General features: G+C 73.7%; 15 protein-coding genes and 1 other RNA gene. 7 read left to right on the plus strand and 9 right to left on the minus strand.

Annotated elements, in window-relative coordinates:
- Positions 1-119 precede the first annotated feature (119 nt).
- The gene (locus tag ACYSMR_RS04100) at positions 120-194 is read left to right on the plus strand and encodes a 50S ribosomal protein bL37 (RefSeq protein ID WP_095343185.1); all 75 of its coding nucleotides are present in this window, start codon (positions 120-122) and stop codon (positions 192-194) included.
- Between the two features lie 111 nt (positions 195-305).
- Here the strand turns inward: ACYSMR_RS04100 and rsrA are convergent, their stop codons facing one another.
- Together rsrA and ACYSMR_RS04110 are read right to left on the minus strand one after the other, a co-directional pair.
- Positions 306-572 (minus strand): mycothiol system anti-sigma-R factor, encoded by a 267-nt coding sequence (gene rsrA / locus ACYSMR_RS04105; protein WP_251332021.1) that lies wholly within the window; start codon positions 570-572, stop codon positions 306-308.
- Positions 573-574: 2 nt separating this feature from the next.
- Positions 575-1,261 (minus strand): sigma-70 family RNA polymerase sigma factor, encoded by a 687-nt coding sequence (locus tag ACYSMR_RS04110; protein ID WP_309125103.1) that lies wholly within the window; start codon positions 1,259-1,261, stop codon positions 575-577.
- A 313-nt stretch (positions 1,262-1,574) separates the two neighbouring features.
- On the opposite strand from ACYSMR_RS04110, the gene ACYSMR_RS04115 reads away from it, so the two are divergent.
- From ACYSMR_RS04115 to hisN, 4 genes are all read left to right on the plus strand, one after another.
- Complete coding sequence (locus tag ACYSMR_RS04115; RefSeq protein WP_251332023.1) at positions 1,575-2,114, plus strand: DoxX family membrane protein; 540 nt, start codon at positions 1,575-1,577, stop codon at positions 2,112-2,114.
- A 17-nt stretch (positions 2,115-2,131) separates the two neighbouring features.
- The gene (gene aroA / locus ACYSMR_RS04120; protein WP_461747450.1) at positions 2,132-3,508 is read left to right on the plus strand and encodes a 3-phosphoshikimate 1-carboxyvinyltransferase; all 1,377 of its coding nucleotides are present in this window, start codon (positions 2,132-2,134) and stop codon (positions 3,506-3,508) included.
- Positions 3,498-4,607: a ribosome small subunit-dependent GTPase A gene (gene rsgA / locus ACYSMR_RS04125; RefSeq protein WP_461747451.1), complete on the plus strand. Its 1,110-nt coding sequence runs from the start codon at positions 3,498-3,500 to the stop codon at positions 4,605-4,607. Before aroA ends, rsgA begins: the two co-directional genes overlap by 11 nt.
- 86 nt (positions 4,608-4,693) lie before the next feature.
- A complete protein-coding gene (gene hisN, locus ACYSMR_RS04130) occupies positions 4,694-5,491 on the plus strand; it encodes a histidinol-phosphatase (RefSeq protein WP_251332026.1) in 798 nt (265 codons plus the stop codon).
- 94 nt (positions 5,492-5,585) lie between these two features.
- Here hisN and ACYSMR_RS04135 read toward each other — a convergent pair whose 3' ends face one another.
- From ACYSMR_RS04135 to smpB, 3 genes are all read right to left on the minus strand, one after another.
- Positions 5,586-6,377: a DUF4190 domain-containing protein gene (locus ACYSMR_RS04135; protein WP_461747452.1), complete on the minus strand. Its 792-nt coding sequence runs from the start codon at positions 6,375-6,377 to the stop codon at positions 5,586-5,588.
- Between the two features lie 189 nt (positions 6,378-6,566).
- Positions 6,567-6,935, minus strand: a transfer-messenger RNA (tmRNA) gene (gene ssrA, locus ACYSMR_RS04140).
- Between the two features lie 89 nt (positions 6,936-7,024).
- Positions 7,025-7,501 (minus strand): SsrA-binding protein SmpB, encoded by a 477-nt coding sequence (gene smpB / locus ACYSMR_RS04145; protein WP_251332027.1) that lies wholly within the window; start codon positions 7,499-7,501, stop codon positions 7,025-7,027.
- A gap of 212 nt (positions 7,502-7,713) precedes the next feature.
- On the opposite strand from smpB, the gene ACYSMR_RS04150 reads away from it, so the two are divergent.
- Entirely contained in the window at positions 7,714-8,961 is a 1,248-nt protein-coding gene (locus ACYSMR_RS04150) for a polysaccharide pyruvyl transferase family protein (RefSeq protein ID WP_461747453.1), read from the plus strand.
- An 82-nt stretch (positions 8,962-9,043) separates the two neighbouring features.
- Here the strand turns inward: ACYSMR_RS04150 and prfB are convergent, their stop codons facing one another.
- Positions 9,044-10,165: a peptide chain release factor 2 gene (gene prfB / locus ACYSMR_RS04155; protein ID WP_251332029.1), complete on the minus strand. Its 1,122-nt coding sequence runs from the start codon at positions 10,163-10,165 to the stop codon at positions 9,044-9,046.
- A gap of 88 nt (positions 10,166-10,253) precedes the next feature.
- Between prfB and ACYSMR_RS04160 the strand changes: the two genes are divergently transcribed.
- The gene (locus ACYSMR_RS04160) at positions 10,254-11,420 is read left to right on the plus strand and encodes a glucose-1-phosphate adenylyltransferase family protein (protein WP_461748006.1); all 1,167 of its coding nucleotides are present in this window, start codon (positions 10,254-10,256) and stop codon (positions 11,418-11,420) included.
- A 40-nt stretch (positions 11,421-11,460) separates the two neighbouring features.
- Here ACYSMR_RS04160 and ACYSMR_RS04165 read toward each other — a convergent pair whose 3' ends face one another.
- The 3 genes from ACYSMR_RS04165 to ACYSMR_RS04175 are packed head-to-tail and all read right to left on the minus strand — an operon-like array spanning position 11,461 to position 12,771.
- Positions 11,461-11,910, minus strand: coding sequence for a pilus assembly protein TadG-related protein (locus ACYSMR_RS04165; protein WP_461747454.1), 450 nt, complete (start codon positions 11,908-11,910; stop codon positions 11,461-11,463).
- Positions 11,907-12,335 carry a hypothetical protein gene (locus ACYSMR_RS04170; RefSeq protein WP_461747455.1) on the minus strand — a complete coding sequence of 143 codons (429 nt, stop codon included), beginning with the start codon at positions 12,333-12,335 and terminating at the stop codon, positions 11,907-11,909. The genes ACYSMR_RS04165 and ACYSMR_RS04170 overlap by 4 nt, the downstream gene beginning before the upstream one ends.
- A gap of 7 nt (positions 12,336-12,342) precedes the next feature.
- Entirely contained in the window at positions 12,343-12,771 is a 429-nt protein-coding gene (locus tag ACYSMR_RS04175; protein ID WP_461747456.1) for a TadE family protein, read from the minus strand.
- Position 12,772: the final 1 nt, after the last annotated feature.

Consider the following 12,772-nt stretch of genomic DNA (forward strand, 5'->3'; position numbering starts at 1 on the left):
CCACGGCCGGGCGTGTGAGACAATGGCAGGCAGTGCCTCGTCCGGCCGCCGCTGACGCGGGAACGGGCGCCGACACCCACGATCCGCCGCGGACAGGCCGCGGAAGACAGGAGGCTCGTATGAGCAAGCGCGGACGCAAGCGCAAGGACCGCCGCAAGGGCGGCGCCAACCACGGCAAGCGCCCCAACGCCTGAGGTCCCCCGAGGACCCGGCACCGCCGTAACGAAGGGCCCCGGACCGCTCAGCGGTCCGGGGCCCTTCCGTCTCCGGCGGGTGGCGCCCCGCGGCGCCGCGGGGCGGGCGGCTCAGGCGGCCGGCGGGTCGTGGCGCTCGTCGTGGAGGCGGGCGAGGATGGAGATCCGCAGGTCCGCGGGCGCGGTCTCCGCGCAGGAGCGGCGGACCACCGAGCGGATCACGCACTCCAGGTCGTACTCGCGGGCGCACTCCCGGCACTCGAGGAGGTGCCCGTGGATCTCGTCGAGGTCCTGGGCGGGGAGCACCCCGTCGAGGTACTCGTAGATCCGGCGGATCCTCTCGTCCGTGCAGCCTCCGAGGCTCTCGCAGTCGGCCATGTCTACTTGTCCTTTTCCTTCTTCTTGGCCCCGGCGGCCTTCTTGTCCCCGGTGGCCTTCGAGGTGTCGAAGCCGCGCTCCGCGGCGTAGTCGGCGAGCTTCTCGCGCAGCAGCTTGCGCCCGCGGTGCAGGCGGGACATCACCGTGCCGATCGGGGTGTCCATGATCTCGGAGATCTCCTTGTAGGCGAAGCCCTCCACGTCGGAGAAGTACACCGCCAGCCGGAACTCCTCCGGCAGCTCCTGGAGCGCGCGCTTGACGTCGGTGTCCGGGAGGTGGTCGAGGGCCTCGACCTCGGCGGAGCGCAGCCCGGAGGAGGTGTGGGACTCGGCGCGGTGCAGCTGCCAGTCCTCCACGGTGTCCGTGTTCGCCTGCTGCGGCTCCCGCTGGCGCTTGCGGTAGAGGTTGATGTAGGTGTTCGTCAGGATCCGGTACAGCCACGCCTTGAGGTTGGTCCCCGGCTTGTACTGGTGGAACGCGGAGAACGCCTTCGTGTAGGCCTCCTGCACGAGGTCCTCGGCGTCGGCCGGGTTGCGGGCCATGCGCAGGGCCGCGGCGTAGAGCTGGTCCACGTACTCCATGGCATCCCGCTCGAAGCGTGCCTTCCGGTCCTCGGTGGTCTCGGTGTCGACGTCGACGGGCGGCTCGGTCCGCGCGGGGACGGCCTCCTGCTGGTTCTGCTCGTTCATCACCGACCAGTCTACGGTGACCGTTCCCGGGCCCCGGGCGGGGGCGCGGACGTGCACGGCGGTGGAAATGGTGCCTCCTCTCCCCCGGGGGTCCGGGCGCACTCCGGTCGGTGCTCCCCTGGCACAACGGGGGACACGGGCCCGCGTATTCCCCGCGCACCCGCGGCCCCGGCTGGCCCGCCGCAGCCGACCCGTGGCTAGGATGGGACGAGCGGCGCGGTCCGCCGCGCCCGTCCCGTCCGATCCCATCCGGCCCCGTCCGGCCCCGTCCGGCACGGCCCCGCGGTCTGGCCGGCCGCAGAGGAGGAACCCCATGAGCATCGTCCGTCGCATCGCCCGCCCGCTGCTGGCCACCGGCTACGTCGCCAACGGTGTCGAGAGCTTCCGCAGCTCGTCGTCCGCCGCCCAGCACCTGGCCCCCGCGATCTCCGCCGCCACGAAGGCCTTCCCGCAGGTCGGGCCCGCGCTGCAGAACCACGCCGTGGTGGCCCAGGGCCTGGCCGCGGCGCAGGTCGGCGCGGCCGTGCTCTTCGGGCTGGGCAAGCTGCCCCGCCTCTCGGCCGGGGTGCTCGTCACCACGACCGCGCTCAACGCCTACGCCGACTACCGCGCCGCCGAGGCGAGCACCGCGGAGCAGAAGGCCGCGCGGCGCAGCACCGCCTTCAAGAACTCCTCCCTCGTGGGCGCCGTCATGCTCGCCGCCGTGGACACCGAGGGCAACCCCTCGCTGCTGTGGCGCGCCGAGCACCTCGCGGGCGACGTGCGCAAGAGCGCCTCCCGGCTGGGCCGGGACACCCAGAAGCAGGTCGCCAAGGCCGAGAAGACGATCCAGCACTCCGTCAAGCACGGCTAGGCGGCGGACCGACCACCGTGAACCCGTCGGAGGCCTCCGTGCCCACCACCCGTCCCGACGCGGCGGAGCCGGCCCAGCAGCACGAGCTGTGGCCGGCTCCGTTCGTCCGTCCCCGTCCCGTCGTCGCCTCGCTGACGGTGCCGGGCTCCAAGTCGCTCACCAACCGGTACCTGCTGCTCGCCGCCCTCGCGGACGGCCCGTGCCGGCTGCGCTCGCCCCTGCACTCCAGGGACTCCCGGCTCATGGTCGAGGCCCTGCGCGCCCTCGGGGCGCAGGTCGAGGAGGTGCCCGGCGCCGGGGACTTCGGCCCCGACCTCGTGGTGACCCCCGCGCCGTGGGACGCCACCGAGCCCGTCACCGTCGAGTGCGGCCTCGCCGGCACCGTGATGCGCTTCGTCCCGCCCGTCGCGGCGCTGGCGCGCCGGCCCGTCACCTTCGACGGCGACCCCGCCGCCCGCGTGCGTCCCATGGGCCCCGTGGTCGAGGCCCTGCGGGGGCTCGGCGTGCGCGTCGAGGACGACGGGCGGGGCCGGCTGCCGTTCACGGTCCACGGCACCGGCGGGGTGCGCGGCGGGGAGCTCGCGATCGACGCGACCGGCTCCAGCCAGTTCGTCTCCGCCCTGCTGCTCGCGGGCGCCCGCTTCGAGGAGGGCCTGGTGCTGCGCCACCGCGGCGCGCACGGCCGCGGCGTGCCCTCCATGCCCCACGTGGAGATGACCGTGGAGGTGCTCCGGGAGCTGGGGGTCGCCGTGGACGACTCGGTGCCGGACGAGTGGCGGGTCTCCCCCGGCCCGGTCCGGGCCTTCGACGTCGAGATCGAGCAGGACCTCTCCAACGCCGGGCCCTTCCTCGCGGCGGCGGTCGTCACGGGCGGGCGGGTCTCGGTGCCCCGCTGGCCGGAGCGCACCACCCAGGGCGGGGACCACTGGAAGCACATCCTGCCGGCCTTCGGGGCGCAGGTGGAGCTCGCGGACGGGACGTTCACCGTGACCGGGCCCGAGGTCGTCACCGGCGTGGACCTGGACCTCTCCGAGGCCGGGGAGCTCGCCCCCACGGTCGCGGCGATCTGCGCCGTGGCCACGACCCCGTCCCGGCTGCGCGGCATCGCGCACCTGCGCGGTCACGAGACCGACCGGCTCGCCGCCCTGGTGGCGGAGATCAACCGGCTCGGCGGGGACGCGGAGGAGACCGAGGACGGGCTCCTCGTGCGCCCGGCGACCCTGCACCGCGGCACGTGGCACAGCTACGAGGACCACCGGATGGCCACGGCCGGCGCGGTGGTCGGTCTCGTGGTGCGCGACGTGCTCGTCGAGGACATCGCGACGACCGCCAAGACGCTGCCGGAGTTCCCGCAGCTGTGGGCCGAGCTCGTGGGGACGGGCCGTGGCGCGTAGGGACTCCACGCGCCGGGACTGGGACGAGTCGGACGTCCGCGTCCGGGCGCACAAGTCCGGCTCCCGGCCCCGCACCAAGGACCGCCCCGCCCACGAGGACGCCGTCACGGGGCGGATCGTCACCGTGGACCGCGGCCGCTACACCGCCGTGCTGGACGAGGACACCCCCGGGGAGCGGCTCGTCGTGGCCGTGCGGGCCAAGGAGCTGCGCCGCCAGCCCGTGGTCGCCGGGGACCTCGTGGGCCTCGTCGGGGACGTCAGCGGCGGCGCGGACGCCCTCGCGCGGCTCGTGCGGATCGAGGAGCGCTCGACCGTGCTGCGCCGCAGCGCCGACGACGACGACCCCGTGGAGCGGGTCGTCGTGGCCAACGCCGACCAGCTCGTGGTGGTCGTGGCCGCCGCCAACCCGGAGCCCCGCACGGGTTTCATCGACCGTTCCCTCGTGGCCGCCTACGACGCCGGGATCGAGCCGCTGCTGTGCATCACCAAGGCGGACCTGCGGGACCCCGCCGAGCTCGTCTCCCACTACACCGCGCTGGAGCTGCCCGTGCTCGTCTCCGGGCCGGCGCCGGGGGCCGCGCCCGCGGGAGACGGCGGCACCCTCCCCCTCGACCCGGGGCTCGTGGAGGCGCTGCGGGAGCGGCTCGACGGGCGCGTGTCCGTGCTGCTGGGCCACTCGGGCGTGGGCAAGTCCACGCTCGTCAACGCGCTCACGGGCGCCCACCGGGCCACGGGCGGGGTGAACGCCGTGACGGGACGGGGCCGGCACACGTCGTCGTCCGCCCTGGCCCTGAAGGTCGAGGGCGCCTCCCCGGGCTCGTGGATCATCGACACCCCGGGGATCCGCTCGTTCGGTCTCGCCCACGTGGACCCGGACCGGATCGTCGAGGCCTTCGACGAGCTGGCCGAGGCCATCGCCGAGTGCCCCAAGGGCTGCCGGCACACCGAGGACTCCCCGGGCTGCGCCCTCGACGAGTGGGTGGCCACGGGCCGCGCCGGCTCCGCCGGGGCGTCGCGGCTGGCGTCCCTGCGCCGGCTGCTGGGCGCCCATGCCCGGGCGGGCGAGACCCGCGACGAGAAGGAGCTGGGCGTCCAGTGACCACGGATCGGCCGGACCGGCCGGGGCGGCCGGCCCCGCACCGGCGCCCGCCCGGGGCGGGGAGCGGTTCGGGGTAGGTTGGTCCAATGCGCAGTCCCAGCAACTACACCGACGACCTCCGCCTCGCCCACATCCTGGCCGACGCCGTGGACCGCCTGACCATGCGGCGGTTCAAGGCCCAGGACCTCACGGTGGAGACCAAGCCCGACCTGACTCCCGTGACGGACGCCGACCGGGAGGCCGAGCAGCTCATCCGCGCCCAGCTGGGGCGCACGCGCAACCGGGACGCCGTGATCGGCGAGGAGTACGGGGCCACGGGCAGCGGGGCCCGGCAGTGGGTCGTCGACCCCATCGACGGGACGAAGAACTTCGTGCGCGGGGTGCCCGTGTGGGCCACGCTCATCGCGCTCGTCGACGAGGGCCGCCCCGTGGTCGGCGTGGTCTCGGCACCGGCCCTGGGCCGGCGCTGGTGGGCGGCCTCCGGCACGGGAGCGTACACCGGCAAGTCCCTGGCCAACGCGCAGCGCATCCGCGTCTCCCAGGTGGGGCAGCTCTCCGACGCGTCCCTGTCCTACTCGTCGCTGACCGGGTGGCGCGACCTAGGGGTGCGGGAGCGCTTCCTGGAGCTGACCGACTCGGTCTGGCGCACCCGCGCCTACGGGGACTTCTGGTCCTACTGCCTCCTCGCCGAGGGGGCCGTCGACATCGCGTGCGAGCCCGAGCTGGGCCTGCACGACATGGCGGCCCTCGTGCCCGTCGTGGAGGAGGCCGGCGGGCGGTTCACCTCCCTCGAGGGCGAGCCCGGGCCCTTCGGCGGCAACGCCCTGGCCACGAACGGCCTGCTGCACGACGAGGTGCTGGGCCTGCTGACGCCCGGGGCCTGATGGTCCCCGGTGCGGCACCCGGCCACGAGACAGGCCCTGCGTCCGTCGGACGCAGGGCCTGTCTCGTGGCCGGCCGGAACGGCCCGGCCGCGGGTCACTGCTCGAGGGCGTTGACACCCATCTGCTCGTTGACGCACTGCTCGAGGGCGGCGGGGTCGTTGGCGTACTGGCTGCAGGGGCCGAAGACCTCGCCCATCAGCGACATGAGGGTGAAGAAGAAGAAGATGCTGGCGAGGATGCCCAGGACGCTGAGGACCACGCCGATGATCGGCACCGCCTTGGACGCTCCGGCCGTGCGCCCGATCCGGCGCAGCGCCACGATGCCGAGGACCAGCCCCACGAGGCCGGGGACGAAGCCCAGCCCGAACAGCCAGCACGTCAGCAGCGCGAGGATGCCGAGCACCAGGGCCGCGATGCCCAGGCCGGTGCCCGCGGGCCGCGCGGGGGCACCGTACTGGCCCATGTCGTACTGGCCCGGGTACTGCCCGGGGTAGCCCTGCTGGCCGGGGTACTGCCCCGGGTAGCCCTGCTGGCCGGGGTACTGGCCCGGGTAGCCCTGCTGGTTCTGGCCGTACTGGTTCTGGCCGTACTGGCCGGGGTACTGGCCCTGGTCGGCGGGCTGGGGCGGGTAGCCCTGCTGGCCCTGGCCGTAGTGCCCCTGGCCGTGCTGCGGAGCACCGTACTGGCCCTGCTGGTCCTGGCCGTACTGGGGGGCGGGGTACTGGTCGCCGGCCGATCCCTGGCCGTAGCGCGGCGGCTCGTAGGACGGCCCGGACGGGGCGCCCTCGGTCCGCTGGCCGAACTCGGGCTCGTCACGGCCACCGATGCTCGACGACCCGCCGGCACCCGTGCCGCTCCGGTCTGGCGTGTTGTCGTTGTGGCTCATGGCGTTGCCCTTTCGGTCGTCGACGGTACGCCTCCAGCTTGTCACACCGTGCCCGCCCGGACCGTGCGCATCCACCGGGCGGCCCCGCCCCGTGGCCCCCGGGCAGACGAACGACCCCGTCGGTAGCGGGTGCTACCGACGGGGTCGTCCGTACGGCACGGACCGGGAGCGGTGCTCCCGGTCCGTCAGTGGTGGAGATGGGGGGAATTGAACCCCCGTCCGATGCAGTATTGTCAGGGCTTCTCCGGGTGCAGTCTGCTTTGCGTTTTCTCAGTCCCGGCCCTCGTGCAGACACGTGGCCGACGGACTCAGTCGCGTAGGTGTTCTCCAGACGTCCGCGACGTACGGCTGGAGCAGTGGCCCTCTAGCTGATGCCAGTCCCCGGGGCGAAGGCACACCCGGGCTGACAGACTGCTGTCGCTTAGTTAGGCAGCGAGAGCGAAGTCAGTGCGCTTGGATTCGGCACTTATTGTTTTACAGAGAGCGTTTACGAGATAACTCTGCGTCCTCGACCCGCTTCCCCTGTCTCAACTCACATCGTCGAAACCGATCATCCCCGTATTCATTTTTCAATGAGTTCCCGCCGCGGCGGGATACACCACTGTACCGCACGGTACACCCGGCGGCAAGGGGCCGCGGCGCCCGGCTCAGCCCAGGTTCTTGTACCGCATGGCCCGCTGCGCCTCGCGGTTATCCTGCTGCTCCCGCAGGGCCTGGCGCTTGTCGTACTCCCGCTTGCCCTTGGCGACGGCGATCTCCACCTTGACCCGCTTGCCGTCCACGAAGTACATGGCCAGGGGCACGATGGTGAAGCCGCTCTCGCGGGTCTTCTGCTCGATCTTGTTCATCTCGTCGCGGTGGAGCAGCAGCTTCCGGCGGCGGCGCGCGGCGTGGTTCGTCCACGAGCCCTGGAGGTACTCGGGGATGTGGACGCCCTCCAGCCACAGCTCGCCGTTGGTGAACTGGCAGAACCCGTCCACCAGGGAGGCTCGGCCCATGCGCAGGGACTTCACCTCGGTGCCCATGAGGGCGAGGCCGGCCTCGTAGGTGTCGAGGATGTGGTAGTCGTGCCGGGCCTTCTTGTTGTTCGCGATGACCTGGCGGCCGGTGTCCTTCTTGGCCATGGTCCACCTCCTTCGGGGCGTTGCGGATGCGGCGGCGTCGTGCCGCGCCCCGGGAGGCGCGGCAGGACGACCATCCTACGCTACCCCGCCGCCGTCCCGTCCCGGGGCGGGACGGCGGCGGGGACGGCGGCGGGCACACGGTCCGCTGCCGACACGACGGCGGGGCCCCGGCGTCGCCGCAGGCCACGCGGGCGGACCGCTACGCTGGACGGATGCTCGACTCCCTGCACCCCGCGCGCACGCCGGCCGCGGAGACCCTGTACCTCGTCGGCACGAGCGGACACCCGAACTTCGGCGACGAGTTCATCGCCGCCTCGTGGCTGCGCTTCCTGGCCCGGGCCCGTCCCGACGCCGACGTCTGGCTCGACTGCCCCAGCCCGGGGCTGGCCTCCCACCTGTTCGACGGCCTGCACCCCCGGCTGCGCACCACCGACACCCTGTGGCGGCTCGTGTTCAAGACCACGCACATGGCCGACGACGAGGCCGACGCCCACGTGGACCGGGTGGTCACCTCCCTGGGCTCCCCCCGCTACGACCTGGGACTGCTCGGCGCCCGCCGGGCGGGCTCCGTCCATCTCATCGGCGGCGGCTACCTGAACGCCGTCTGGCCGCACCACGCCCGTCTGCTGCGGGCCGCGCTGCGGCTCAAGGAGCTCACCGGGGCCCGGCTGGCGGCCACCGGACTGGGCCTGGCCCCCGCCACGGACACCGAGGGGCTCCGCGCCGCGCTGGGCGCCTTCGACCACGCGAGCGTCCGGGACGCCCCGAGCGCACGGCTGTCCGGGGCCGAGCGCGCGCCCGACGACGCGTTCCTGGGCCTGCCCTCCGTGGCGGGCCCCGCCGGGGTGGAGGGCGGCGGCGCGACCGGCCGGGCGGCCGAGGGTGACGTCTGGGTCTGCCTCCAGAGCGACATGACCGAGCCGGGCGTCCTCGACGCCGCCGTGGCGGCCGTGCGCGCGGCGCTGACGGGACCGCAGCTCGCGGGCCGGACCGTGCGCTACCTCGAGGCGATCCCGGGCGTGGACCGCGTGGCCTTCGAGCGGCTGGGCGACCTGATCCCCGAGGAGAACTTCGTCCCGTTCACCCGGCTGTGGCAGGAGGGCTTCCCGGCCCGGGCGGGCCAGACGTGGCTCACCTCGCGGTTCCACTTCCACCTGCTGGCCGCCGCCTGCGGGGCGGAGGGCACGGCCCTGGAGGTCAGCTCGGACTACTACCGGGTCAAGCACCAGTCCCTGCTGGACGCCGGGACGGGCTGGTCCGTCACGCCGGCGGGCAGCACCGGAACCGTCCCGGCGGCGGGAGCGCCGTCGTTCCCCGCCACGGCCGCCCGGCTGCACCGCACGAAGCTGCGGGAGGCCGAGGAGCTCTACCCGGCGGTCGAGGCCCCTGCCGGGCCGGCCCCTGCGCCCCCGGCCCGGTCGGTGGCCGGCCGCTCGGTCGCGCGGTTCCTGCGCCGGTGAGACGACCACGACGCCCGGCCGGGGATCCGGCCGGGCGTCGTGGTCGGTGCAGGCGTGGGGTGCGGCCCGGGCGGGCCCGGGGTCAGGCGTCGGCCGGGGCGTGGCGCTGATCGGCGCGCCAGCGGATGCCGGCGTCGACGAACCCGTCGATCGCGCCGTCGAAGATCGCGGAGGGGTTGCCCTCCTCGTGGTTGGTCCGCAGGTCCTTGACCATCTGGTACGGGTTGAGGACGTAGGAGCGCATCTGGTCGCCCCAGGACGCCTTGACGTCGCCGGCCAGCTCCTTCTTCTTGGCGCTCTCCTCCTCCTGGCGCAGCAGCAGCAGGCGGGACTGGAGCACGCGCAGCGCGGCCGCACGGTTCTGGATCTGGGACTTCTCGTTCTGCATCGACACCACGATGCCCGTGGGCAGGTGGGTCATGCGCACGGCCGAGTCCGTGGTGTTCACCGACTGCCCGCCGGGGCCGGAGGAGCGGAAGACGTCGACCTTGATCTCGTTCTCGGGGATCTCGACCGAGTCGTCCTGCTCGATCAGCGGGATGACCTCCACGGCCGCGAACGAGGTCTGGCGCCGGCCCTGGTTGTCGAACGGGGAGATGCGCACGAGCCGGTGGGTGCCGGCCTCCACGGAGAGGGTGCCGAAGGCGTAGGGGGCCTTGATCTCGAACGTCGCGGACTTCAGCCCCGCCTCCTCCGCGTAGGAGGTGTCGAGGACGGCGGTCGGGTAGCCGTGGCGCTCGGCCCAGCGCAGGTACATCCGCATGAGCATCTCGGCGAAGTCGGCGGCGTCCACGCCGCCCGCGCCGGCGCGGATGGTGACGACGGCCTCGCGCTCGTCGTACTCCCCCGCCAGCAGGGTCTGGATCTCGAGCTCGGAGAGGGCCTTCTTCACCGACGCCAGCTCCTCGACGGCCAGCTCGAGGGTCTCGGGGTCGTCCTCCTCGTCGGCGAGCTGGACCATCACCTCGATGTCGTCGATGCGCCCGCGCAGCTTGCCGAGCCGGTCGATCTCGGACTGCTTGTGGGAGAGGCGGGAGGTGATCTTCTGCGCCGCGGCCGGGTCGTCCCACAGGTCCGGGGCGAGCGCCTGCTCGGAGAGGACGGCGATGTCCTTCTTGAGCGCGTCGACGTCGGTCACCGCCTCGATGGAGGCGAAGGTGGATCGGAGAGCGGAGAGTTCGGCCGGGAAGTCAAGGGACGCCATAAGAATCAAGATTATCCCATGGGGGCAAATCGCCCTGGGGCCGAGGACGGGGGTTCTGGCAGGATGGGACCGAGAGAAAGGAAGCATGATGCGTATTCCTCGGATCCTGGCTCTGATCCTCGCCGGCGGCAAGGGCTCCCGCCTCGGCGCCCTGACCGAGAAGAAGGTCAAGCCGGCCTTGCCCGTGGCGGGCACCTACCGGCTCATCGACGTCTCGATGTCCAACCTCATGCACTCCCACATCTCCGACGTGTGGGTGGTCCAGCAGTACCTGCCGCACAGCCTCAACAAGCACCTGGCCAACGGCCGGCCGTGGGACCTGGACCGCTCCCACGGCGGGCTGCAGGTGCTGCCCCCGTACGAGGGCGCCGAGGGGGAGGGCTTCGCCGAGGGCAACGCCGACTCCATCTACCGGCAGAAGGACCTCATCCGGGAGTTCGGCCCCGACCTCGTGCTGGTGCTCAGCGCGGACCACCTCTACACCCTCAACTTCCTCGACGTCGTGGACACCCACCTGCAGCGCGGCGCGGACCTGACCATGGTGACCACGGTCGTGGACGAGGACCCCTCCCGCTACGGCGTCGTGCAGGTCGGCGACGACGGGCGCGTCACCGGCTTCGACTACAAGCCGGACGAGCCCGACGGCCACCTCGTGACGGGCGAGATGTTCCTCTACAGCGCGGACCGGCTGCTGGAGGCGCTCGAGGCCCTGCACGAGGAGCGGGGCCGGCTCGAGGACTACGGCAACGACCTGGTGCCCTGGTTCGTGCGGCACCGGACCGTGGTGGAGCACCGCCTGGACGGGTACTGGATGGACATGGGCACCCTGCAGTCCTACTGGACCGCCCACATGCAGCTGCTCGACGGCGACGGCGCCGAGCTCGACGACCCGGACTGGCCGATCCTCTCCGCCCAGCCGCAGCTCGTGCCGGCCCGGGTGGCGGGCTCCGCGGACATCCGCCACTCGATGGTCGCCGCCGGCTCCGTGGTGCGCGGGACCGTGGAGCACTCGGTGCTGGGCCCGCAGGTGGTGGTCGAGCAGGGCGCGACGGTGCGCAACTCGGTGCTCCTCGACGGCGTGCACGTGGCCGCCGGCGTGACCCTGGACAACGTCGTCGCGGACGTGGGTGCGCGGATCACCGCGGGCCGGCACGGGACGGAGGCCGGCGTCACCCTGATCGACGACACCGGCGCGGTGTCCACCACGGAGGAGTTCGAGTTCAGCGCGGCGCTGCCGCAGGGCTTCGCCCCCTGACCCCGGGCCCGCCCGCGCCCGCCGGGGCCGGGACACGACGTCACCGGCCCAGCCGGGCCCGGGCCTCGCTCGTGGCCGAGACGGGGACGCCGTCGGGCACCAGCAGGCTGACCACCGGCGGGTGGACGACGGCGTGCAGCGTCACCTCCGCGGTGCGCCCGTCCGGGCTGCCGGTGGGCGCGCCCAGGGCCAGGCCGGGGGTGTCCGCCCAGGCGCCGACGGTGTCGAGGTAGGCGGCCGCGGCGCCCGTGACGGCGTCGTCGTCGAGGACGGTGCTGGGCGGGGCCCCGGGGCGCAGCTCCACGAAGGTGTCGGCGGCCGCGAGCGCGGCGTTGTCGGCGAGGAGCTGGAGCTTCCGCTCGCCCACGTAGACGGCGGTGACGCCCATGACCACCACCGCCAGCAGCAGCGCGACCACGGCGAAGCCGATCACCAGGATCGTGATCTGCCCGTCGTCCGGGTTCCCGGACCCGCCGGAGGAGGCGTTCACGCGTACCGCCCCACCACGACCGTGGCCGAGGACGTCAGCTCGGCCACGCCGAGGTCGGCGACGCCCGGCACCAGGGGCAGCTCCACGGTCAGCGAGCTGCGCACCGTGGCGACCGCCCCGGCGGTGCCGCACGGCCCGTCGGAGCAGCTGAGGGCGATCGACAGGGTCTCCGGCCCGAAGCCGTGGTCCGCGACGGCCAGCTGCGCGGTGGCGGTGAGCCCGGCCTCGGAGAGCTCGTCCGGTGGGGTCCGGGCGAGCACCTGCGAGGCCTGCTGGGCGGCGGCGACCACCGCGAAGGCCCCGGCCTGGACCTGGGCCACGGTCAGCACGAAGTAGACGACCGGGACGAGCAGCAGCGTCCCGAGCCCCACGAACTCGACCACCGCGCTGCCCTCGTCCGGCCGGTCCGGGTCGTCGCCCTCCACGGCCGGCTCAGCCCGGCAGGACGGCATGGCCGCGGACCCGCATCCCGCCGGGCGGGCCGAACATGGCCACCACGGGCAGCGGGGAGACCACCTCGACCTGCAGGGTGGCGGTCTGCCCCACCGTGGCCGGGGCGGCGCTGACGTCCTGGGCGTAGCGGGGCCCGAGGTGGCCGGTGATGATCTCCCGGGTCCGCTCGGCCCCGTCCTGCGGGGACCGGTCGGCGAGGGTGCCGTAGCGGGCGCCGGCCGCCGCGGCGTCGACGAGGGTGTTGCGCACGTGCAGGGCGAGGGCCAGCTGCAGCGTCCCGGCGAACATCATGGCGACGATCCCGGCCACCAGGACGTACTCGGCCACGGCGCTGCCCCGGTCGCCCGTCGACCGGGAGGCCACGGGGACGCGGCGGCGCAGCCCGCGGAGGAGGGAGCGGCCGCGCACG

The sequence above is a fragment of the Kocuria sp. U4B genome, assembly GCF_054875615.1.